The organism is Saccharopolyspora elongata (genome assembly GCF_004348985.1).
Classification (GTDB): Bacteria; Actinomycetota; Actinomycetes; order Mycobacteriales; family Pseudonocardiaceae; genus Saccharopolyspora; species Saccharopolyspora elongata.
The window spans coordinates 1-21,735 of sequence record NZ_SMKW01000036.1 but is presented as its reverse complement, the minus strand read 5'-3'; the positions used below and the strand labels follow the sequence as shown (position 1 = coordinate 21,735).

Genomic DNA, 21,735 nt, shown 5'->3' with positions numbered 1-21,735 from the left:
AGCGCGGCGCCACCGCCGTGCGGTGACGCCGCGCCCTCGAATCAGGTCGCCGGGTCGGCTCAGAGGCCGAGCGCCTGGTTGACCGCTTCGGTGGTCGGCGCGACGGTGGCCTTCGGGCCGATCTGGTCCTGCACCGCGTCCAGGGTCTTCAGGCCATCACCGGTGATCAGCAGCACGGTCTCGGCATCCGGGTCGATCTTGCCCGCCTCGATGAGCTTCTTCGCCGTGGCCACGGTGACCCCACCGGCCGTCTCGGCGAAGATGCCCTCGGTGCGCGCCAGCAGCCGGATGCCGTCGCGGACCTCGTCGTCGGTGACGTCCTCGATGGCGCCGCCGGTCTTGCGCACGATGTCGAGCACGTAGGGGCCGTCGGCGGGAGCGCCGATGGCCAGCGACCGGGCGATGGTGTCCGGCCGCACCGGCTGGACCACGTCGTGGCCGTTCTTGTACGCCGTCGACACCGGGGAGCAGCCGGTGGCCTGCGCGCCGAAGATCCGCACCGGGCTCGGCTCCACCAGACCGACCTGGCCGAGCTCGTTGAATCCCTTGTAGACCTTGGTCAGCTGCGAGCCGGAGGCGATCGGCACCACGATCTGCTCGGGGATGCGCCAGCCGAGCTGCTCGGCGACCTCGAAGGCCAGCGTCTTCGAGCCTTCGGAGTAGTAGGGCCGCACGTTGACGTTGACGAACGCCCAGTCCTCGTGCTCGGCGGCGAGTTCGGTGGCCAACCGGTTCACGTCGTCGTAGTTGCCGTCGACGGCCAGCAGCGAACCGTCGTAGACCGCGCTCATCAGGATCTTGGCGCGCTCCAGGGTCTTGGGCACCAGCACCACCGAGTCCCAGCCGGCGCGGGCCGCGGCTGCGGCCACCGCGTTGGCGAGGTTGCCGGTGGAGGGGCAGGCCAGCACCTTGAAGCCGAATTCGCGTGCGGCGGCCAGCGCCACCGCGACGACGCGGTCCTTGAAGGAGTGGGTGGGGTTGCCGGTGTCGTCCTTGATCCAGATCCGCTTGACGCCCAACGCCTTCGCGAGGTTGTCGGCCCGGATCAGCCGGGTACAGCCCGGGTCGGTGTTCGGGTGCTCCTCGACGTTGGAGGGAACCGGGAGCAGCTGCTTGTAGCGCCAGATGGAACGCGGGCCGGCCTCGATGTCCTCGCGGCGGATCCGGCCGAAGTCGTACGCGACCTCGAGCGGGGAGAAGTCTTCCAAGGAGACGAATTCCGGGGCCAGCGGCTGCCGGTGGCCCTCTTCCTTGGACACCAGTTCGACGGCATTGCCCAGGTCGTAGGTCTTCTTCGCCGAATTCTGGGCATGGGCGGCAGCAGTCATCGCGAGGTCCTCTCCTCATCTGTCCCGCGGACGGGTCGGAATTGGCACCGCTTTCGTCAGAGACCTCGCGGGTGAAATCACGATTCGCTGACGAACGGTTGCCGGGGCTTCATCGGGCCGTTCCCTCTGCCCCTCTGGATGAGCTATTCGGTTGTGCCGGCAACGCTAGTGGACCGCGCCGGGTTCTGGCCAGCACGATCCAGATGGCGGGACCGTCGCGGGTGCGTGCGACGATGCGTGTATGAGTGCACCGGCCGTGGTCCCCGATCCGCTGCATCTGGTTATCGGCGACGAAGAACTGCTGGTGGAACGCGCGCTGTGGGCGGCCGTCGGAGCCGCCCGCGCCGTGGACCCGGAGGCCGAGCTGCGCCGCGTGAAGGTGAGCGAACTCACTCCTCCGGAGTTGGCGGAGCTGCTCAGCCCGTCGTTGTTCGCCGAGGGCCGGGTGCTGGCCGTGGAGTCCGCGCAGGACGCGGGCAAGGAGATCGCCGAAGCGCTGCTGACGTACGCCCGGCAGCCGGCGGACGGGGTCACGCTCGTCGTCGTGCACACCGGCGGCGGCCGGTCGAAGCACGCCAAGGAACTGCCCAATGCGCTGCGCAAACTCGGCGCGCGCGTCACCGAGTGCAACAAGATCACCAAGCCCGCCGAGCGAGAGGCGTTCGTCCGCGACGAGGTGCGCCGGGCCGGCGGGAAGACCGATGCGGCCGGCGTGGCCGCGCTGATCGAATCGGTAGGTTCGGACCTGCGCGAGCTGTCGGCCGCGGCGACGCAGCTGGTCGCCGACACCGGCGGCAAGGTCGACGAGACGGCGGTGCGCCGCTACCACCGCGGGCGCGCGGAGGTGACCGGGTTCGCGGTCGCGGAGAAGGCGGTGACCGGTGATCGGGCGGCGGCGCTGGAGGCCCTGCGGTGGGCCGTGCAGCTCGGCGTTCCGCACGTGCTGATCGCCGATGCCCTCGCCGATTCGGTGCGCACTATCGGCCGGGTCGCCGCCGCAGGCGGCCGGAACGACCCGTTCCGGCTCGCGGGCGAGCTCGGCATGCCCGCGTGGAAGGTGAAGAAGGCGCTGGCGCAGTCCCGTGGCTGGAACGCGTCGAGCCTCGCGCAGGCGCTGCAGGCGGTCGCGGAGGTCAACGCCGGGGTCAAGGGCATGGCCGCCGACGCCACCTACGCCCTTGAGCGAACCGTCCTCCGGCTCGTGGAGCTCCGCAACCAGCGTTCGTGACCCGCGCTTTCCCGTGAACGCAAACGGCCCCCTCCCCGTGGCGGGAAGGGGGCCGGAAGCTCGGCCTCAGCTCAGAGCTGGTTGGCGCGCTGCGCCAGCGCGGACTTCTTGTTCGCGGCCTGGTTCTTGTGGATGACGCCCTTGCTGGCGGCCTTGTCCAGCGCGCGGCTGGCGGCCTGCTGCAGCTCGATGGCCTTGTCCTTCTCGCCGGCGTCAGCGGCCTCGCGGAACTTGCGGATGGCGGTCTTGACCGCGGACTTCACGGCCTTGTTCCGCTGCCGGGCCAGCTCGTTGGTCTTGATCCGCTTCATCTGGGACTTGATGTTGGCCACTGTGGCGCCTCTTCTCAGTCTGTTGAATCGATCGTGCCGCACTGTTGTCGGCGCTGCCCCAGGGCAGATTTCCTCCACGGCGGAATGCCGCACGGCACGGTCGTCCATGTTAACAGCGGTCACCTGCGTCGAAGGTGGCGGGCGGGACCGGGCGACGGCGGTCACATCGGCTCGGATCCCGCGCCTGCGGACCATAGGGTCACTCTTCGTGCTCGATGCGTTGAACTGGCCCGGATTCGCGGAACTTTCCCTGGCCGGGCTGTTGTTCCTCTGCTGCGCCGCATTCCTGGCCGGGGCGGTCGACGCCATCGTGGGCGGTGGCGGCCTGATCCAGCTGCCCGCGATGCTGCTGCTCCTGCCCGGCGGCGAGGTGATCTACTCGCTGGCCACCAACAAGGTGGCGGCGATCGCCGGGACCACGGCCGCCGCCCGGACCTACGCGAAGCGGACGCCGATCGACTGGCAGGCCGCGCTGTCGATGGCGATCGTCGCCCTGCTCGGGTCGCTGGGCGGAGCTGTCCTGGCCGATGCGCTCCCGTCGCAGGTCCTCAACGTCATCGTGCTGGTCGCGTTGGCCGTCGTCGGCATCTACACCTGGCGCAAGCCCGAGCTGGGTTCGTCCGATGCGCCGCGCTTCGAGCGGCGCGCGCAGCTGCTCGTGATGCTCGCCGGCGGCGCCCTGATCGGCTTCTGGGACGGCATCGCGGGGCCCGGCACCGGCTCGTTCCTGGTGTTCCTGCTCGTCGGCCTGGTCGGTTTCGCGTTCGTCACGGCATCGGCGACGGCGAAGGTCGTCAACGTCGCCACGAACATCGGCGCGCTCGCGTTCTTCATCCCGGCGGGAAAGGTGCTGTGGGGCTTGGCGCTGGTGATGGCCGCGAGCAACATGGCGGGCAGCGTCCTGGGCGCGATGGTCGCCGCGAAGCGCGGATCCGGTTTCGTGCGGCGGGTTTTCCTGACGGTGGTCGTCGGGCTCGTCATCAGCCTCGGCTGGAAGCTCGCCGCCGGCGTGTAGACGCGGGAATCGGACGGGGTAATATCAACTCCTGGTTGTGCCTAGGGTTCCGCTCCCGCTCCGCTGCAGGTCACCACAACTAGGAGCGCGGGGGACCGGTCCGAGCGGCACCGGCGATCGCGGAAGGAATGCGGTCGCACATCTGACGGGACAAAAGCCTGGAGGAACCCGGATGCCGCGCGCCCGCGTGGCACGGAGAGGGTTCCCATGGGCCTGGCCGCCATTCTTCTCGTCGTCACCGCTGCGTTCGCGCACGCGGGGTGGAACTTCTTCGCCAAGCGCGCCGGGTCGGCCGGTGCCGGGTTCGTGTGGCTGACCGCGACGTGCAGCGCCGTGCTGTACCTGCCGGTGGCGGCGGCATCGCTGTTCTGGACCGGGATGCCCGTGCTGGGCGACTGGCTGCTGGGCGTGCTGGTCAGCGCGGTCGTGCACCTGGCGTACTTCCTGCTGCTGCAGCGCGGCTACGCGGTCGGCGATATGTCGGTGGTGTACCCGCTGGCCCGCGGCACGGGCCCGATGCTAGCGATGATCATCGCGGTGTTGGTGCTGGGGGAGCGCCCGGGCTGGCTCGGGGTGCTCGGCGGGCTGCTGGTGGTCGCCGGGGTTTTCGTGATCGGCCTGTCCGACGGGGTGCCGCGTTCTGGAGCGAGCCTGGCGGGCGTCGGTTTCGGCCTGCTGACCGGCTCGCTGATCGCGATCTACACGGTGTGGGACGCGCACGCGGTGACAGGCCTGGCGCTGTCTCCGCTGGTGTTCGACTGGACGAGCAACCTCGCCCGCTCGGTGATGCTCAGCCCGTACGCGGCGACCCGGCGGACCCAGATCGCACGCACGTGGCGGGAGCACCGCCGCGAGATCCTGGCGGTGGCGTTGCTGTCGCCGCTGGCGTACATCCTCGTCCTGTTCGCGATGCAGCTCGCCCCGGTGAGCCTGGTGGCCCCGGCCCGGGAGCTGAGCATCGTCCTGGCGGGCCTGCTGGCCTGGCGGCTCCTGGGCGAAGCCCAGCCGACGCGCCGGATGACGGGTGCCGTGGTGGTCCTGGCCGGCGTGGTGCTCCTCGGTATCGCCTGATGACCTCGGCTTGCTCGGCGGACGCCGGTCCGCACGGGTAGAAACGGGGCATGGAGGTCTTGAACAGCCGATTGATCCTCCGGCCGCGGGATTGGCAGCGGTCGTTGCGGTTCTACCGCGATGTGCTCGGGCTGGCCGTCTCGCGGGAGTTCCCCGGTGGCACGGTTTTCTTCCTGGGGCAGGGTTTTCTGGAGATCTCCGGCACGGGCGGGCCGGGTCCGAGCCCGGATCAGGTGCTCTGGTTGCAGGTGCGGGACGTGCGGGCGGAGTTCGAGCGGCTCCGGGGCCGTGGCGTGACGGTCCTGGCGGAGCCGGCGCGGCAGCCGTGGGGCCTCGATGAGGGCTGGGTGGCCGATCCGGACGGGATGCGCATCGTGCTGGTCGAAATCCCGGCCGACCACCCGATCCGGACCGACTCCCGCGATCCCGCTCCGGAGTGATCGCCGGCACCCGTCGGCGGCCCTATTCCGGCCGGATGGCCCGGGTTTGGGCCTGGGTGGTGCCGTGGTCCGGTTGCCAGGCCCAGGTCTGAACGTCGGCGAAGCCCGCGGCCTGGACGTCGGTGTGGAGACCGGCCCGGCCGCCGGGCAGCCAGCGCTCGTGGGTCGACAGCAGCAGGACACCGCCGGGCCGGAGCACGCGGTGCAGTTCGGCGAGCGCTGCGGCGCGATCCGGCCACAGCTGGACGTTGTTCACGCTCAGCACCACGTCGAACGCGGCGTCCGGCTGCCCGGTCGCTTCGGCGGTGCCGTCCCCGACGGCGACGTTGGGCAGCTCCGCGCACCGGCGGCAGGATGCCTGCCGCATGGGCGCCGACGGCTCGACCGCGACCACCCGCGCCGCCCGCTCGCCCGCCGCCCGCAGTCCCACGCCGGGCCCGGGCCCGATCACCAGGACATCTTCCGCGCCGGTCAGCTTGGCCAACCGCACCACCTGGCGCTCGGCCGCCGCGTTGCCGCGCGCCATCAGCGCGCCGCCCGCGGCACCCAGCAGACCGCGCGGGTGACCGAACGCACGATCCAGGACGAAACCGGCGAAATGACCCATAGGACCAGCTCAGCAGCCCGGAGCCGGTGCTCGCATCGGGGATGACCCGGAGTTGGACGCCGAGTACCAGGCGTGTCATGGGACGATGGGGTGAACCCCGCACCAGTCGACATCCGCGAGGAACACTGAGTGAGCAGTTTCGCCGACACCACGTTCACGCCCCCGGAGCGAATCCGGAACTTCTGCATCATCGCGCACATCGACCACGGCAAGTCGACGCTGGCCGATCGCATGCTGCAGCTGACCGGTGTGCTGGAGGAGCGCGCGTACCGGGCGCAGTACCTCGACCGGATGGACATCGAGCGGGAGCGCGGCATCACGATCAAGGCGCAGAACGTGCGCCTGCCGTGGACCTCCGACGGCGTCGACCACGTGCTGCACATGATCGACACCCCCGGTCACGTCGACTTCACCTACGAGGTCAGCCGGTCGCTGGCGGCCTGCGAGGGCGCGGTGCTGCTGGTCGACGCCGCGCAGGGCATCGAGGCGCAGACGCTGGCGAACCTGTACCTCGCGATGGAGCACGACCTGCAGATCATCCCCGTGCTCAACAAGATCGACCTGCCGGCCGCCGAGCCCGACAAGTACGCCGCCGAGCTGGCGCACATCATCGGCTGCGAGCCGGAGGACGTGCTGCGGGTGTCGGCCAAGACCGGTGAGGGCGTCGGGTCGGTGCTCGACGAGGTGGTGCGGCAGATCCCGGCGCCCCAGGGCGTCTCCGACGCGCCGCCGCGCGCGATGATCTTCGACTCGGTCTACGACACCTACCGCGGCGTGGTGACCTACATCCGGGTGGTCGACGGCAAGATCACCCCGCGGCAGCGGATCCGGATGATGTCCACCGGCGCGACCCACGAGCTGCTGGAAGTCGGCATCATCTCGCCGGAGCCGAAGCCGTCGGGGGGCCTCGGCGTCGGCGAGGTCGGCTACCTGATCACCGGGGTGAAGGACGTCCGACAGTCCAAGGTCGGTGACACGATCACCGCCGAGCGCAAGGGCGCGGAGCAGCCGCTCAGCGGCTACCGCGAGCCGAAGCCGATGGTGTACTCCGGGCTCTACCCGGTGGACGGCACGGACTACCCGCTGCTGCGCGAGGCGCTGGACAAGCTGCAGCTCAACGACGCCGCCCTGACCTACGAGCCGGAGACCTCCGGGGCGCTGGGCTTCGGGTTCCGCTGCGGTTTCCTCGGCCTGCTGCACCTGGAGATCACCCGGGACCGGCTGGAGCGCGAGTTCAACCTGAACCTGATCTCCACGGCGCCGAACGTGGTCTACCACGTGGAGATGGAGGACGGGTCGGAGCTGGTGGTGACCAACCCGTCCGACTGGCCCGAGGGCAAGATCAAGGACGTCCTGGAGCCGGTCGCCAAGTGCACGATCATCGCGCCGTCGGAGTTCGTGGGCACGATCATGGAGCTGTGCCAGAGCCGGCGCGGGCAGCTGTCCGGGATGGACTACCTGTCGGAGAGCCGGGTCGAGCTGCGCTACTCGCTGCCGCTCGCGGAGATCGTGTTCGACTTCTTCGACCAGCTGAAGTCGCGGACCCGCGGTTATGCCTCGATGGACTACGAGGAGTCGGGCATGCAGGCGTCGAACCTCGTAAAGGTCGACATCCTGCTGCAGGGCGAGCCGGTGGACGCGTTCAGCGCGATCGTGCACCGCGACGCCGCCTACGCCTACGGCACGAAGATGGCATCGAAGCTGCGCGAGCTGATCCCGCGGCAGCAGTTCGAGGTGCCGATCCAGGCGGCGATCGGGTCGCGGATCATCGCCCGCGAGACGATCCGCGCGATCCGCAAGGACGTGCTCGCCAAGTGCTACGGCGGTGACATCAGCCGGAAGCGCAAGCTGCTGGAGAAGCAGAAGGAAGGCAAGAAGCGGATGAAGACCATCGGCCGCGTCGAGGTCCCGCAGGAAGCCTTCGTGGCGGCGCTGTCCACCGACGAGGCCAAGGACGACAAGGCCAAGGGCAAGAAGTAGCGCGCGGCCCCCGGTGCCGGCGATCGGAGTGCCGTCACCGGGGGGGGCGCCTGCTATGCCGTCCGCAGGTCGTGTTCGTCCAGCCAGGACGCGATTGCGGTGGCGATCGCTTCGGGGTGGTCCTCCGGGGTGTGGTGACCGGCGACGAGTTCGCGGTGGGCGATGTCCAGGTTGGCGATGTTCGTCGCGCACCAGTCGATGAGCTGCGGGGTCATCATCGTTCCTGGTCCGGGTTCGAAGGTGAGCATCAACTTGGGCACGTCGGCGCTGGTCGCCAGCCACTCGTCGTAGTCGCGGACCCTGGCGGTGACGTCGGTGGGTTCCCCGCCCAGCGGCATCGCGCGCGTCCAGCGCAGCAACGGCAGGCGGCTGTCGCGAGTGGCGTAGGGCTTGCGGTAGGCATCGAGGGTCTCGGCGTCGAGCCGGGTGGCGACGGTGCCCTGCAGCCCGTCGAAGAGGTCGCCGTCCAGAACCATCTCCTCGCCGACGCCCGGGGTCTTGAACGAGCGGAAGAGGTCACGGCCCGCCGCCGGGAACTCCTGCCAGGACATCGGTTTCACGATCGTCTCGGTGAACGCGACGCCCCGGACCCGGCCGGGATGGCGCGCGGCCCAGTCGAATGCCAGCGCGCCGCCCCAATCGTGTCCGATTAGGACGACGGCGTCGAGGTCCAGCGCATCGAACCACGCGTCCAGGTAGCGGGCGTGGTCGTCGAAGGTGTAGTCGATGCCGGGCTTGCCCGAGTCGCCCATGCCGATGAGGTCCGGCGCCAGCCGCCGACCGGGATCGCCCACGGCCGGCAGGACTCGCCGCCACAGGTATGACGAGGTGGGGTTGCCGTGCAGGAAGACGATCGGCACACCGGTGCCGGTCTCCCGGTAGAACATGGTCGAGTCGAGAACGCGTGCGACAGGCAAGGTGTTGTCTCCGTGGCGGTTCAGATCGTGTTGGTCGCGGTCACTCGAAGGCCGCGATGTTGTTCGCCGCCCACTCCGCGAAGGTGCGGGCAGGCCGGCCGAGGAGCCGCTCGACGTCGGGGCTGACCTGCTGCAGGACGCCCGGCGTGCCCAGGATGTCGAGGGTGCTGTCGACGACCGGTTCGGGCATGGAGCGGATCATCCGGGCTTTGGCTTCCGCCCGGGTCTGCTCGACGAACCGCACCGGCTCGCCCAACGCCTCGCCGATCGCCGCGGCTTGCTGCCGGGGAGTGATCGGCGCCGGCCCGGTCAGGGCGTATGAGTGGCCGGCGTGGCGGCCATCGCACAGTGCGATGGCAGCGATCTCGGCGATGTCGGCCGGGTGGACGGCGGGCAGTCCGACATCGCCGAACGGTGCGGCGATCGCTCGCTGCGCGCGGACCGTTTCGGCCCACTGGAAGGCGTTGGAGGCGAAGTTCCCCGGCCGCAGCAAGGTCCATTCCAGGCCCGACCGCTTGACCGCGTCCTCGAACACCGGCGAGTGGTGCCCGGTGCTGACGCCCTGCGAGGACAGCAGGACGACCCGCCGAACTCCGCCGGCCCGCGCGACTTCCAGGACGGTGTTGAGGCTGCCACCGGCTCCGGCGAAATCGCCGGAGGTCAGCAGGAAAAGGGCAGTGGCCCCATCGACGGCGGCTTCGAGCTTCGCCAGATCCGCCAGGTCGGCCTGTTGGTGCCGCACGCCCGCCGGCACGTCCTGGGCGGAGATCCGGCGGGACACCGCCGTCACTTCCTCGCCCGCTGCGACGAGGGACTGCACCAGCGGTCGCCCGACGTTCCCGGTCGCTCCGGTCACCACGATCATTTCGTGCTCCGTTTCCGAGTTCCTGCGTTGACCCGGCGAAGCTACTATCGAAGGGCTAGTAGGTACCTAGAGGAAAGTATTGGGCGAGAGGGGGAAATGTGCGGGAGGACACACGACTGCGTGGTGGCGGAGAGGTCGCTCCGGAGAACGCCTGCCCGATCGCGCCGGTGGTCGACATCGTCTTCAGCCGGTGGACCACGCCGATCCTGTGGGCGCTCCACGAGTACGGCCGGCAGCGGTTCGTGGAACTGCAACGCCGGATCACCTTGATCACTCCCAAGGTGCTGACCCAGCGGCTCCGCGCCCTGGAGCGGGATGGTCTCGTCGTGCGCTGCTACTACGCCGAGGTCCCGCCCCGGGTGGAGTACGAGATCAGCGAACTCGGGCGCAGCCTGGCGCCGCTTTTCGCCGCGCTCGCGGAATGGTCGGTCAACCTGGACGAGGTCGAACGGGCCCGCCAGGACTACGACGCCAGGAAGCAGATCCGCGCGTGATCCGAGGGCTGGCTACGACCTCGCGGGAACGGCGGCGTCGCTTGCCGCTTGGCTGAGCGGGATCGGCCTGAGCAGGGCGAGTCGGCTGGCGGTGCGTGCGACGTCGGTGCCGTCCGCCAGCGTTCCGGCGATGCTGTGATCGGCCAGCACGTGCGTGGTGATGTCCTTGTCGCACAACACGTCCACGACGTTGGCGAAGCGCTGACGGGCGTCCGGTCCGCAGTCGGCGAGCCTGGGCATGCCGCTGATCACCCAGGTGTCGAACCGCTCGGCGAGGGCGAGGTAGTCGCGCGTCGAGGTGGGCGTCGCGCAGAGCTCGTGGAAGTCGAACCACGCCAGCCGGCTCCGCACGGCCAGTGCGCGGAGGTTCCGTCCGTTGATGAGCAGCGTGCTCTGCTCCTCGCCGCCCGGCGGCGGGCATTCGCTCCCCGGCCATTGCCAGGTGCCTTCGGCGAAGCGCCCTTGCCGGTTGGTGGTCCGGTAGTCGGTGGGGCCCGCGAGCGCGATGACTTCCTGGTGTGCCTCGATGAGCTCGATGGCGGGCAGGAACAGGTGGTGGTACAGCGGGTTGGGCAGCAGCCCGTCCGGCGGGTAGTTCGACGTGGTCACGAGCGTGACGCGGCGTGCGTGCAGGGCGCGCAGCAGGTGGGTGATCAGCCCCGCGTCGCCGGGATCGTGCACGTGGAACTCGTCGAAGCACACCAGCCGGCATCCGTCGAGCAGCTCGGCCACCGCCGCGTCCACCGCGCTCGATCCGCTCGACGAGCGGTGCCGGGCGGCGGTGCGGTGCAGCCGGTCGAAGAAGTCGTGGAAGTGCACGCGCAGTTTGCCGCGGACGGGTGCTTCGGCGAAGAACGTGTTCACCAGGAAGCTCTTGCCGCGCCCCACCGGCCCGTGCAGGTAGAGCCCGCGCGGCCGGTGGAAGTGCTTCGGCAGTTCGGCGCCGAGCGCGGCGAGCTCGTCGGCGACCGGTCGTTGTGCTTCGTCGAGTTCGAAGCCTTGCTGCGCGGCCGCCAGGTCGAAGCGTGCACGCAGTGTTCCGGGTGATCCGACTCGGTGGATCAACTTCCCTCCCCGCGACTCTGCAAACGTAGAGGCTCTATGGCTGTAGAGTACGGGTGGTGTCGGGGAGGTTGGGCGATGTGTGAGCAGGACCGCCGAACGCGCATCGCGGATGCGGCGATCGAGATCGTCGCGGAGCAGGGCGTTCGCGCGTTGACGCACCTGGCCGTCGACTCCCGGCTGGAGTTGCCGCGAGGATCGACGTCGTACTACATGCGGACGAGGCGGGCACTGCTGGAGGCCGCGGTGGCGCGGTTGGCGGCGCGGGCGAGGGCGGATTTCGACGCGATCATGGGTCCGCGCTCAGATCAGGCGCCGGATGTTCGCGGCGCGGCCGACGGGATCGCGGTCCAGCTGGACCGGATGCTCGGGCCCCGCCGAAGCGACACGATCGCCCGGTATGCGCTCGTGGCGGAGGTGGCCGCGGCCGCGGAGCTGCACGAGCCGCTCGCGCGGGCGGCGTTCTCCCGTCCGCTGGCCGCCGAGCTGCTGATCGCCTTGGGGGCATCCGATCCGGAGTTCGCCGCCGCCGGTCTGGTCAGCCTGTGCGAGGGGCTGGTGTTCGACCGGGTCATCGGCAGCCGGTCACTGGATGCCCCGGAGCCCGGCAGCACGGCCAGCATCGAGGAGCTTTCGCAGGTGGTGCAGGCATACCTGCGCGGCGTGCTCGGCGGCTGAAGATCGTCCACATTGGAGCTTCGCATTGCTCGATCGCGGATCGGTTCTGGTCGGCAGCGAGTTAGCGCGACTTCAGTCCCACATGAGGGAAAGGACGCGGCTGCCTTCGGGAATCGCGGGTTCGTCATTGCGGCTGGTGACAGCGCGAGAGCTCGGGTCTTGCAACGGTTTGCCGAATGCGGGGCGCTGCGGCACGGATTCCGAGGCCCTTTCGATCAGGCGCCGGTGACGACCCGCATGAAGACGACGGGTTCGGACTCGTCGTTGAGGTAGGCGTACTGCTGGTCGCTGGCGATGACGGCGCTCTGCCCAGGCCCCAGCGTCCGGGGTCCGGTTTCCAGCGCGAGGGTCAGGCGCCCGGCGAGGACGTGGTGGATCTCCTGCGCGCCGGGCCGGTCGGGCTCGGCGTCGTAGCGTTCCCCGGGAGCGAGGGTCCAGCGCCAGAGTTCGGCCCGCGGGTCCAGCGTCGCGCCGAGCAGGAGCGCGGCACTGCCTCCCGGGGCTTGCCACACCAGGGTTCCTTCGGTCTCCACGCCCGCCGCGTCGCCATCGGGCAGGGCCAGGGCGGCGAAGTCGGTGTCCAGGGCGCGTGCGACGCGGTCGACGGTAGCGAGGCTGGGGTTGGCCTGGCCGAGTTCGATCTGGGTGAGCATTCGCCGGCTGACCGTGCTGGCCTCGGCGAGCTGCTGCACGGTCCAGCCGCGCTGTTTGCGCAGCTCCCGGATGCGCCCACCGATGCGCGTGACGAACTGGGGCGCGGCATTGCTGCCGACATCGACCTCGCTGCTCACGATGAGCAGCATAGTGCACACGCGCCTTGCCTGAGCCTCGAATGAGCAATATGTTGCTCATCGTGCGAGTTGGCAACACGACGAAGGGGCGGCCCAGGTGAAGATCCGCGAGTTCGCAGTCGAGCAGTGGATGAACGAATACGAGGAGACCTGCCGCTACAACCTGGCTGAGACATGCGTCAGCTCGCTCACCACCGGCGAGCTGCTGGACCTGTCCGGCCGACGCGAGGAAGTGCTGGCCGAACTGGACGCCACCCCGCTCACCTACGGGCCGATCCCAGGCAGCCCGAGCCTGCGCCGCCTCGTCGCGGGCCTGTACGCGGCCCAGTGCCCGGAAAACGTCCTGATCACCCACGGGGCGATCGGCGCGAACGCGCTCGTGCACGCCACCCTCGTCGACCCGGGCGACCACGTCGTGGCCGTGGTCCCGACCTACCAGCAGCACTACTCCATCCCCGGCAGCTACGGCGCCCGCGTCGACCACCTGCCGCTGCGCGAGGAGAACGGATGGCTGCCCGATCTGGACGAGATCGACGGCCTGGTCACCTCGGACACCAAGCTCATCGCCGTCAACAACCCCAACAACCCCACCGGCGCCCTCATCGACGAAACCGGCTTGGACCGCATCGCCAAGATCGCCGAGCGCGCCGGAGCGTGGGTGCTGTGCGACGAGGTCTACCGAGGCGTCGACCAAGACGGCAACGGGTTCACCACCTCGATCGCCGACCTGTACGAGCGCGGCATCTCCACCGGAAGCATGTCGAAGACCTTCTCCCTGGCGGGGCTGCGCCTGGGCTGGATCGTCGGCCCCACCGGGCTGTTGCGAGCGGTCGCCACCCACCGGGACTACACCACGATCAGCGTCGGGCGCCTCGACGACCTCCTGGCCTGCGTCGCCTTGGAGAACAAGGAAGCGATCCTGGCGCGCTCCCGCCACATCACCCGCACCAATCTCGCCATCCTCGACGAGTGGGTCAGCAGCCGCGACGACGTCAGTTACGTCAAACCCGCCTCGGGCACCACCGCACTGCTGCGCTACGACGCACCCGTCGGCTCCTACGAGTTCTGCACCCGCCTGCTGGAGCACACCGGCGTCATGTTCACCCCCGGTGCCGCGTTCGACATCGAGCACACGGCACGCATCGGCTTCGCCGACGACGCCCAGACCCTGCGTTCCGGCCTGCACCTGGTCGGCCAGTACCTCGACCAACTCGCCCAGGAATGACCACGTTCACTCATGGCCAGGGCAGCCGGGGAACGAGGGCCCGGTGCCGGCACGTGGAGGTGGCGGTGGCTCAGCCGTCGAGGGCGTCGATGACAGCCCGGGTGGCGGCTTCGGTCCCGCCCTCGGGGCAGCCGTCGGGGAGCAGCCGGACGCCGCCCTGGCGGTATGCCCGGGCGACGGCGTCCTTGATGCGCACCGCGGTCGACCGGTCCCCGAGGTGTTCCAGCATGAGAGCGGCCGCGAGGATCTGCGAGGTCGGGTTCGCCTTGTCCTGCCCCGCGATCGAGGGGGCGCTGCCGTGGATGGGTTCGAAGTAGGCGGCGTGGTCGCCGATGTTCCCGGACGGGCACATGCCGAGTCCGCCGACGGTCGCCGCTCCGACGTCGCTGAGGATGTCGCCGAGGAAGTTCTCCATGACGAGCACGTCGAAGTGCCCGGGATCGGCGACGAGGTCGTGCCCGGCGGCGTCGGCGTAGCGGTAGTCCCGTTCGATGTCGGGGTATTCGTCGGCGATCTCGTCGAAGATCGCCCGGAAGAAGGCGAAGCTGCGCAGCACGTTGCTCTTGTCCACGCAGGTCACGCGACGGACGCGGTCGGCGGGCGCGCCATCTCTCCGGCGCGCGAGCTCGAATGCGAAGCGGACGACGCGTTCGGTGCCTTCCCGGGTCATGAGCAGCTGGTCGGCGACGGCGCGGTCGTTGCCGACGCCGCGCCCGCGTGAGAGGTAGAGCCCCTCGGTGTTCTCGCGCACGATGACGTAGTCGATGCCCGATTCGGCGCTGCGCAGCGGGGTGGCAGCTCCGGGGAGCAGGGTGATCGGGCGGACGTTGGCGTAGGTGTCGAGCCCGCCGCGCAGGATCCCGCCGAGGATTCCGGCCTCGGTGCCGTCAGGATGGCGGACATCGGGCAACCCGACCGGGCCCTTGAGGACACCGTCGTAGGTGTTGCGGATCCGGTGCAGCACCTCCGGACTCAAGGCGGTTCCGGTGCGGCGGAAGGTTCCGGCGCCGCCGTCTTCGGTGGTGAAGTGCAGGTCGGCGGAGGCGGCCCGGAGCACCTCGACGGCGCTTTCGACGAGTTCGGGGCCGATGCCGTCACCGGGGATCAGGGCGATCGAGAACTGCGGCCGGGAGCCCATGCTCCTCCTTCGGATCGTGTGCCCGGTGCCGCGCGGTCGAGCCGTTATCGCCGCGCGGCAACGTGGAAAAGACTGTCCGCATCGGACTGACGATCAGCCCTGGTGCGCCTCCACGAACGCGTACACGTCGGCCTCGTCCACGCCGGGGAAGGTGTCCGACGGCAGCGCGGCGAGCACGTGCGAGTGCGCCCGCGCCGACGGCCACACCATGCCTTCCCACCGGCTCGCGAGATCCGACGGCGGGCGCTGGCAGCATTCGCCATTCGGGCACTTCGACTTGGAGTGGTTGTTGGTGTCCCGGCCCCGGAACCACCGAGACTCCGTGTAGGGCACGCCGAGGGTGATCGCGAAGTCCCGCCCGCGGCTGGGGTCGACGTGCGCGACGCACCAGTGCGTGGCACCGGGCTTGTCGGTGTACTGGTAGTAGGTCGAGTAGCGGTCCGAGGAGGCGAACACCTGCCGCCCCGCCCAGTACCGGCACATCCGCTGCCCCTCGATGGCGCCGGTCGGGTCGCTGGGGAAGACCAGTCCGTCGTTCTCGTACGCCTTGTAGATGATGCCGGTCTCGTCGTTGCGCACGAAGTGGCAGACGAGGTCGAGGTACTGGGTGGCGAGGTTGGTGAAGCGGTGCGCGGCCATCTCGTAGGACACCGAGAACACGTCGCGCAGGTCTTCCACGGCGAGGTCGCGCTCGGCCTTCGCGTCCTGCAGGAACGGCACCGCCGTCTGCTCCGGGACCAGGACCGCGGCGGCGAAGTAGTTCGCCTCCACGCGCTGCCGCAGGAAGTCTGCGAAGTCGCGGGGCTGCCGGTGGCCGAGGCTGAGGTGGCCGAGGGTCTGCAGCAGGATCGTCCGCGGGCTGTGCATGCCCAGCGATTCGCGGCGCAGGAAGATCCGCCGGTTCTTCAGGTCGGTCACCGAGCGCACCGAGCGGGGCAGGTCGGTGACGAACCGCAGCCCGTAGCCGAGGTGCGTGGCGATCGACTGGATCAGCCCCTCCGACAGCGGGCCGCCGTGGTAGCCGACCTTGTCGAGGATGCCGGCGGCGGTCTTCTCGATCTCGGGGAAGTAGTTGCCGTGCTCGCGCATCATGCCGCGCAGCTCGGCGTTGGCCTTGCGGGCTTCTTCGGGCGTGGCGACCTGCTTCGTCTCGCGGCGCTTGAGCTCTTCGTAGAGCGCGAGGACGTGTTCCAGCGCTTCGGTGGGGACGCGCTTGCCGACCTTCAGCGGCGGCACGCCGAGCCGCTGGTAGAGCGGGTCGAGCTGGGCCTTCTCCACGGCGATCTCCAGCTCGGCGCGCCGGTTCGGCGGCTTCTTCGACAGCAGTTCGTCGACGGAGGTGCCCAGCGCATCGGCCAGCGAGCGCAGCAGCGACAGCTTCGGCTCGCGGTGGCCGTTCTCCAGCAACGACAGCTGCGACGGCGCGCGCCCGACCCGCTCGCCCAGCTCGACGAGGGTGAGCCCGGCCGCGCGCCGCAAGTGCCGCAGCCGCTGACCGAAGACCAGAAGGTCGTGTTCTGTTGAAAAATTGCGGTCTTCTTCAGTGGCGAACTCCGTCATGGCGTTGATGTTAGCAGAAAAAATTCAAAAATTACCCCGGAATTCTGGTCGTGTTTCGCTGGATCAGGGCCAAGACTGGGATCAACGAGCCGCAGGGCAATCCCGGAAGGGGAACATGATGAGCATCCGCGAGCAGGCGAAGCAGGCAACCGAAGAACTCCAGCGCGACTGGGACACCAACCCGCGTTGGAAGGGCATCGAGCGCACGCATTCGGCCGAAACGGTCATCCGCCTCCGCGGTTCCGTGCGCGAGGAGCACACCCTCGCCCGGCAGGGCAGCGAGCGGCTGTGGAAGCTGCTGAACGAGACCGACTACGTCAACTCGCTCGGCGCGCTGACCGGCAACCAGGCGGTCCAGCAGGTCCGCGCCGGTCTGCAGGCCATCTACCTGTCCGGCTGGCAGGTCGCCGCGGACGCCAACCTGGCCGGCGAGACCTACCCGGACCAGAGCCTGTACCCGGCCAACTCCGTCCCGTCGGTCGTGCGGCGGATCAACAACGCCCTCAAGCGCGCCGACCAGATCAACTGGTCCGAGGCCCTGGACCCGCAGGGCGCCGGCGGTGAGAGCGAGGACATCCACTGGCTGGCGCCGATCGTCGCCGACGCCGAGGCCGGTTTCGGCGGCGTGCTCAACGCCTACGAGCTGATGAAGGGCATGATCGCGGCCGGCGCCGCGGGCGTGCACTGGGAGGACCAGCTGGCCTCCGAGAAGAAGTGCGGCCACCTCGGCGGCAAGGTGCTCATCCCCACCGGCCAGCACGTCAAGACGCTCAACGCCGCGCGCCTGGCGGCCGACGTCGCCGGCGTCCCCAGCCTGGTCATCGCCCGCACCGACGCGCAGGCCGCGACGCTGCTGACCAGCGACATCGACGAGCGCGACCAGCAGTACGTCACCGGGGAGCGCACCCCGGAGGGCTTCTACAAGGTGCGCAACGGCATCGAGCCGTGCATCACCCGCGCCCTGGCCTACGCGCCGCACTCGGACCTGATCTGGATGGAGACCTCCACCCCGGACCTGGAGGTCGCCCGCCGGTTCGCCGAGGCCGTCAAGGACAAGTACCCGGAGCAGATGCTGGCCTACAACTGCTCGCCGTCGTTCAACTGGCGGAAGAACCTGGACGACAGCACCATCGCCAAGTTCCAGCGCGAACTCGGCCACATGGGCTACAAGTTCCAGTTCATCACGCTGGCCGGCTTCCACGCGCTGAACTACAGCATGTTCGACCTGGCCAAGGGCTACGCGGCGGACGGCATGACGTCCTATGTGGACCTGCAGGAGCGCGAGTTCGCCTCGGAGTCCCGCGGCTACACCGCCACCCGTCACCAGCGCGAGGCGGGCACCGGCTACTTCGACCTGATCAGCACCGCGGTGAGCCCGGACTCCTCGACCACCGCGCTGGCCGGTTCGACCGAGACCGCCCAGTTCCACTGATCCAGCTGACCAATTGAATCCGTGGTCGGCGCGCGGGCAGCGCGCCGACCACGCCCCAGACGCACCAGCGGCCCTGTGGCGGGGTGTCGGAAAATCGCGATGGTGCGAGTGGGCGGGAACCCAGGCGTCGGGTTCCCGCCCACTTTTTTTGCCCGATCCGGCGATCATCGGCGCCGGCTGTATCTGTACAGGCCCTTCGCTCCTCTTTCTGTTGGAAGCCCTGCACGCAGCGGGGCTCGTTCCTTGGACACGACGACAGAGAGGAGGGACCATGACTGTCATGCCGATCGATGCAGGCGGACGTCCCTTCACGGTCCACGACCTGGAGGAGATGCCCGATGACGGCCGCCGGTACGAGCTCATCGACGGGGAGCTCATCGTGAGCCCGGCACCTGGTTGGGCGCACCAGGAAGCGGCTCTAGAACTGGCTGTCCGATTGCGGCAGGCGTGCACGCCGGAATACCGGGTGTTGGCGGCGCCGTTCGCGGTGCGGCACGACGTCTTCAACGAGCTGCAGCCCGATGTCCTGGTCGCCCGCTACGGTGACCTGACCATGAAGAACCTGCCCGCCGCACCGGTGCTGGCGGTGGAGGTCATGTCACCGAGCAGCCGGCTGAAGGACGCGAATCTGAAGAAGGCCGCCTACGCCCGGCTGGGTACTCCGCACTTCTGGCTGGTCGACCCGGATTCGGAGGCGCCGACGCTAACCGCGTGGGAGCTCGACGGCGACGAGTACCAGCAGCCCACGCACGTGGTCGGCGACGAGATCTTCCACCCGATGCGGCCGTTCGAGGTCAAGTTCTCCCCGGCCGACCTGGTTGCCGGCTTGCGTCCCTGACGGGGCCGCGGCTGCGAGTGGGCGAATGGCCGGGCATCGGGTTTTCGCCCACTGCACGGCGAGAGCTTACTCGTGCGGGATCCTGTTGATGATCGACCACAACCCGATCCGGTGATCATCGGCGCCGACTGTATCTGTACGGGCCCTTCGCTCCTCTTTATATGCGAGACCCCGAAACCTCGGGGCGCACGAGCGGAGGGAGCACGTGATGTCTATCGATCTTGGCGGGCGGCGGTTCACGGTCCAGGACCTGGAGGCTTTCCCGGAGGACGGTCGCCGGTACGAACTCGTCGACGGCGAGCTGCTGGTGGGCTCGGTGCCGGGCTGGCCGCACCAGGCGGCGCTCGGGGCGCTGTTCGTCCAGCTGCACCGGGCTAGTCCGCCCGAATACCGGGTGCTGTCCGCGCCGTTCGCGGTGCGTCAGGACCTGTGGACCGAGTTGCGGCCGGACGTCCTGGTCGCGCGCTACGCCGACCTGACGATGCGGAACCTGCGGGCCGCACCGGTGCTGGCGGTGGAGGTCGCGTCGCCGAGCAGCCGGTTGAACGACATCAGCCTGCGCAAGGCCGCCCACGCCAGGCTGGGCACCCAGCACTTCTGGCTGGTCGATCCGGATCTCGAGGTGCCGTCGGTGACTGCCTGGGAGCTGGTCGGCGGCAGCGACTACCAGCGGGTGGCGCGAGTGGTCGGCGACGAGCTGTTCGAGCCGGAACGACCATTCCCGGTCCGGTTCGCCCCGGTCGACCTGGTCGCCGGGTTGCGGCCCTGACGGAACGGTCTTCGCAGGTCAGCGGGTCACCGGGCGCCACATGCCGTAAACGGTGAGGCCACCGGCGACCGGGTACTCGTGGATCACGCGGAACCCGAACCGCTCGAAGCGGTCGACCGCGGCGTGCGCCGTGGCTTCCAGGTAGACCGGGGTGTCGTGGGCGTCGGCACGCGCCAGCCCGGATTTCAGCAGGGCGCTGCCGAGGCCGCGACCGCGGGCGTCCGGTGTGGTGCCGATGGCGGCCAGGTGCCAGTGCGGTTCGTCGGGCCGGTGGCTGTCGGTGGCGTTGAACGTCTGGATCGCCCTTGCGGTCTCGGGAAGCCGCCAGCGGAACACCGACAGCAGCGCCGGGAGGTGAATGAGGCGTCGGCCGAGCGGCGCGGCTTGGCTGCCCGGCCGGTCCCACACCGCGACGGCGTGCGAGTGCCCGTCCAGTTCGGCGATCTCGGTGCCGTGATCGAGGTGATCTTGGTTCAGCAGAAGGGAGAACAGTGCGCGGAGCTTCGTTTCTCGCTGCGCTTCGAGCGGCAGCAGCGCTGCCATCCGGGGCTCGTCGCGGTATGACGCGCTGAGCAATTCGGCCAGCGCCGGGGTGTCTGCACTGCTGGCGGCGCGGAGCGCGAGGCCGTCGCGCGTGGTGGTTCGCATGGGGGTGCCTTTCCGATCAGCTCCTCAACTCCGTTATGCCCAAACGAAAGGAGAAATGCCGTTGAAAGAGTGCCGGATCACGCAAGGTTGAGCCTGCGGCTTCGGGACGGCGGTCCGGCGCGGTCGGCGCTGTGGTGTGCGCGATGCTCTGATGCGCTCTTGGTGAGGGCGGGACTACCGTCGAAACATGATCGCAGAGCGACGAATTCCCCTGATCGCCGCGCCGATGGCGGGTGGTGCCTCCACGCCGGAACTGGCCGCGGCCGTGAGCGCCGAGGGCGGCCTCGGTTTCCTGGCTGCGGGGTACCTGTCGGCGGATGCGCTGACCGCTCAGATCGCGGCGTTGCGCGCGCTCACGTCGGAGCCGTTCGGGGTGAACCTCTTCGTCCCGGCCGAGCGTCGGGATCCCGATCTCGCCGACTACCCGGCGCGGGTGGCGGCGGCGGCCGCGCGGCACGGGGCCGAGGCGGGCTCGCCGAGCTGGGACGACGACAACTACCCGGCCAAGCTGGAGGTGGTGATCGCCGAGCGCATCCCCGTCGTGTCCTTCACCTTCGGGCTGCCCGAACGGTCCATTGTGGAACGCCTGCACGAGGTGGGCTCCGAGGTCGTGGTCACGGTCACGACGCCGCAGGAGGCGCGCGCTGCCGCGGACGTGGGAGCGGACATGCTGTGCGTGCAGGGCATGGAGGCCGGCGGACATCGCGCGGTGTTCAACGACGATCCGGCGCTACCGGGCGGCGGGCAGCTGTTCGGCCTGCTGGCGGCGATCCGGCTGATCCAGGCCGAGGTCGACCTGCCGATCATCGCGGCGGGTGGCCTGGTGCACGGCGCGGATGTCGCGGCGGTGCTGGCCGCGGGAGCGGTGGCGGCGCAGCTGGGCACTGCGTTCCTGGTGTGCGACGAGGCGGGTGCGCAGCCGACGCAGCGCGCCGAAATCGCGGCGGGACAACGGGAAACCGCGCTGACGCGCGCGTTCAGCGGCCGCCCGGCGCGGGGGCTGGTGAACCGGTTCCTGGCCGACAACGGTGACGCCCCGGCGGCGTACCCGCAGCTGAACAACCTGACGAAACCGATGCGAGGTGCCGCGGGCAAGGCCGGCGACGCGGAGCTGATGTCGTTGTGGGCGGGGCAAACCTACGCGCAAACACGCCCGCTGCCCGCAGCGGAACTGGTGCGCCGCCTGACCGATGAGGCCCGCCAGGCACTGCAGCAGGCCAGCGCCCGGCTGTGACCCCAGCGCTGATCGCGCCCGCCCGACAACCGGGCGCGATCAACCGAACACTGCCGCGCGGCAGCAATGGGAGGGTGGGGTGG

22 protein-coding genes and 1 riboswitch are annotated in these 21,735 nt (G+C 69.6%); of the genes, 12 read left to right on the top strand and 10 right to left on the bottom strand.

Features of this window, described 5'->3' with window-relative positions; translation table 11 throughout:
* Nucleotides 1–59: 59 nt before the first annotated feature.
* On the bottom strand, nt 60–1,328 hold the full coding sequence (gene thrC / locus E1288_RS25110; protein WP_132489125.1) for a threonine synthase: 1,269 nt from the start codon (nt 1,326–1,328) through the stop codon (nt 60–62).
* A 12-nt stretch (nt 1,329–1,340) separates the two neighbouring features.
* A riboswitch (SAM riboswitch) is annotated at nt 1,341–1,473 on the bottom strand.
* A gap of 96 nt (nt 1,474–1,569) precedes the next feature.
* On the opposite strand from thrC, the gene holA reads away from it, so the two are divergent.
* Nucleotides 1,570–2,556 carry a DNA polymerase III subunit delta gene (gene holA, locus E1288_RS25105; RefSeq protein WP_132489123.1) on the top strand — a complete coding sequence of 329 codons (987 nt, stop codon included), beginning with the start codon at nt 1,570–1,572 and terminating at the stop codon, nt 2,554–2,556.
* Between the two features lie 71 nt (nt 2,557–2,627).
* Here the strand turns inward: holA and rpsT are convergent, their stop codons facing one another.
* Nucleotides 2,628–2,888: a 30S ribosomal protein S20 gene (rpsT, locus tag E1288_RS25100; RefSeq protein ID WP_093271622.1), complete on the bottom strand. Its 261-nt coding sequence runs from the start codon at nt 2,886–2,888 to the stop codon at nt 2,628–2,630.
* 208 nt (nt 2,889–3,096) lie between these two features.
* Here rpsT and E1288_RS25095 point away from each other — a divergent pair, with 208 nt between their 5' ends.
* The 3 genes from E1288_RS25095 (at nt 3,097) to E1288_RS25085 (ending at nt 5,414) form a co-directional block, all read left to right on the top strand.
* Nucleotides 3,097–3,903: a TSUP family transporter gene (locus E1288_RS25095; RefSeq protein WP_132489121.1), complete on the top strand. Its 807-nt coding sequence runs from the start codon at nt 3,097–3,099 to the stop codon at nt 3,901–3,903.
* A 207-nt stretch (nt 3,904–4,110) separates the two neighbouring features.
* The gene (locus E1288_RS25090) at nt 4,111–4,974 is read left to right on the top strand and encodes an EamA family transporter (RefSeq protein ID WP_132489119.1); all 864 of its coding nucleotides are present in this window, start codon (nt 4,111–4,113) and stop codon (nt 4,972–4,974) included.
* A gap of 50 nt (nt 4,975–5,024) precedes the next feature.
* On the top strand, nt 5,025–5,414 hold the full coding sequence (locus tag E1288_RS25085; RefSeq protein ID WP_132489117.1) for a VOC family protein: 390 nt from the start codon (nt 5,025–5,027) through the stop codon (nt 5,412–5,414).
* Between the two features lie 22 nt (nt 5,415–5,436).
* Here E1288_RS25085 and E1288_RS25080 read toward each other — a convergent pair whose 3' ends face one another.
* Nucleotides 5,437–6,021 (bottom strand): class I SAM-dependent methyltransferase, encoded by a 585-nt coding sequence (locus tag E1288_RS25080; RefSeq protein ID WP_132489115.1) that lies wholly within the window; start codon nt 6,019–6,021, stop codon nt 5,437–5,439.
* A 129-nt stretch (nt 6,022–6,150) separates the two neighbouring features.
* Here E1288_RS25080 and lepA point away from each other — a divergent pair, with 129 nt between their 5' ends.
* Nucleotides 6,151–8,001 (top strand): translation elongation factor 4, encoded by a 1,851-nt coding sequence (lepA, locus tag E1288_RS25075; protein WP_132489113.1) that lies wholly within the window; start codon nt 6,151–6,153, stop codon nt 7,999–8,001.
* Between the two features lie 53 nt (nt 8,002–8,054).
* On the opposite strand, the gene E1288_RS25070 is transcribed toward lepA, so the two are convergent.
* The gene (locus E1288_RS25070) at nt 8,055–8,918 is read right to left on the bottom strand and encodes a haloalkane dehalogenase (protein ID WP_132489111.1); all 864 of its coding nucleotides are present in this window, start codon (nt 8,916–8,918) and stop codon (nt 8,055–8,057) included.
* Between the two features lie 40 nt (nt 8,919–8,958).
* Nucleotides 8,959–9,783, bottom strand: a complete 825-nt coding sequence (locus tag E1288_RS25065; RefSeq protein WP_132489109.1) for an NAD(P)H-binding protein — start codon at nt 9,781–9,783, stop codon at nt 8,959–8,961.
* A gap of 98 nt (nt 9,784–9,881) precedes the next feature.
* Here E1288_RS25065 and E1288_RS25060 point away from each other — a divergent pair, with 98 nt between their 5' ends.
* The gene (locus E1288_RS25060) at nt 9,882–10,277 is read left to right on the top strand and encodes a winged helix-turn-helix transcriptional regulator (RefSeq protein ID WP_235883785.1); all 396 of its coding nucleotides are present in this window, start codon (nt 9,882–9,884) and stop codon (nt 10,275–10,277) included.
* Nucleotides 10,278–10,289: 12 nt separating this feature from the next.
* On the opposite strand, the gene zapE is transcribed toward E1288_RS25060, so the two are convergent.
* The gene (gene zapE / locus E1288_RS25055; RefSeq protein WP_235883784.1) at nt 10,290–11,342 is read right to left on the bottom strand and encodes a cell division protein ZapE; all 1,053 of its coding nucleotides are present in this window, start codon (nt 11,340–11,342) and stop codon (nt 10,290–10,292) included.
* Between the two features lie 75 nt (nt 11,343–11,417).
* Between zapE and E1288_RS25050 the strand changes: the two genes are divergently transcribed.
* On the top strand, nt 11,418–12,017 hold the full coding sequence (locus E1288_RS25050; protein ID WP_132489107.1) for a TetR/AcrR family transcriptional regulator: 600 nt from the start codon (nt 11,418–11,420) through the stop codon (nt 12,015–12,017).
* A gap of 215 nt (nt 12,018–12,232) precedes the next feature.
* On the opposite strand, the gene E1288_RS25045 is transcribed toward E1288_RS25050, so the two are convergent.
* Nucleotides 12,233–12,808 carry a helix-turn-helix domain-containing protein gene (locus E1288_RS25045; RefSeq protein WP_165968242.1) on the bottom strand — a complete coding sequence of 192 codons (576 nt, stop codon included), beginning with the start codon at nt 12,806–12,808 and terminating at the stop codon, nt 12,233–12,235.
* A 97-nt stretch (nt 12,809–12,905) separates the two neighbouring features.
* Here E1288_RS25045 and E1288_RS25040 point away from each other — a divergent pair, with 97 nt between their 5' ends.
* Nucleotides 12,906–14,033, top strand: a complete 1,128-nt coding sequence (locus tag E1288_RS25040; protein WP_132489103.1) for an aminotransferase — start codon at nt 12,906–12,908, stop codon at nt 14,031–14,033.
* A 70-nt stretch (nt 14,034–14,103) separates the two neighbouring features.
* Here the strand turns inward: E1288_RS25040 and E1288_RS25035 are convergent, their stop codons facing one another.
* Both E1288_RS25035 and E1288_RS25030 read right to left on the bottom strand, forming a co-directional pair.
* A complete protein-coding gene (locus E1288_RS25035) occupies nt 14,104–15,171 on the bottom strand; it encodes an isocitrate/isopropylmalate dehydrogenase family protein (protein ID WP_132489101.1) in 1,068 nt (355 codons plus the stop codon).
* A 93-nt stretch (nt 15,172–15,264) separates the two neighbouring features.
* Complete coding sequence (locus E1288_RS25030) at nt 15,265–16,731, bottom strand: helix-turn-helix transcriptional regulator (RefSeq protein ID WP_132489099.1); 1,467 nt, start codon at nt 16,729–16,731, stop codon at nt 15,265–15,267.
* Between the two features lie 115 nt (nt 16,732–16,846).
* On the opposite strand from E1288_RS25030, the gene aceA reads away from it, so the two are divergent.
* The 3 genes from aceA to E1288_RS25015 all read left to right on the top strand — a co-directional run bounded on the left by aceA (nt 16,847) and on the right by E1288_RS25015 (nt 19,770).
* A complete protein-coding gene (gene aceA, locus E1288_RS25025) occupies nt 16,847–18,163 on the top strand; it encodes an isocitrate lyase (RefSeq protein ID WP_207954545.1) in 1,317 nt (438 codons plus the stop codon).
* A gap of 271 nt (nt 18,164–18,434) precedes the next feature.
* Nucleotides 18,435–19,001, top strand: a complete 567-nt coding sequence (locus tag E1288_RS25020) for a Uma2 family endonuclease (protein WP_132489095.1) — start codon at nt 18,435–18,437, stop codon at nt 18,999–19,001.
* 208 nt (nt 19,002–19,209) lie between these two features.
* Complete coding sequence (locus tag E1288_RS25015; protein WP_132489093.1) at nt 19,210–19,770, top strand: Uma2 family endonuclease; 561 nt, start codon at nt 19,210–19,212, stop codon at nt 19,768–19,770.
* A gap of 18 nt (nt 19,771–19,788) precedes the next feature.
* On the opposite strand, the gene E1288_RS25010 is transcribed toward E1288_RS25015, so the two are convergent.
* Nucleotides 19,789–20,418: a GNAT family N-acetyltransferase gene (locus E1288_RS25010; protein WP_132489091.1), complete on the bottom strand. Its 630-nt coding sequence runs from the start codon at nt 20,416–20,418 to the stop codon at nt 19,789–19,791.
* Between the two features lie 187 nt (nt 20,419–20,605).
* Here E1288_RS25010 and E1288_RS25005 point away from each other — a divergent pair, with 187 nt between their 5' ends.
* Nucleotides 20,606–21,652 (top strand): NAD(P)H-dependent flavin oxidoreductase, encoded by a 1,047-nt coding sequence (locus E1288_RS25005; RefSeq protein ID WP_132489089.1) that lies wholly within the window; start codon nt 20,606–20,608, stop codon nt 21,650–21,652.
* Nucleotides 21,653–21,735: the final 83 nt, after the last annotated feature.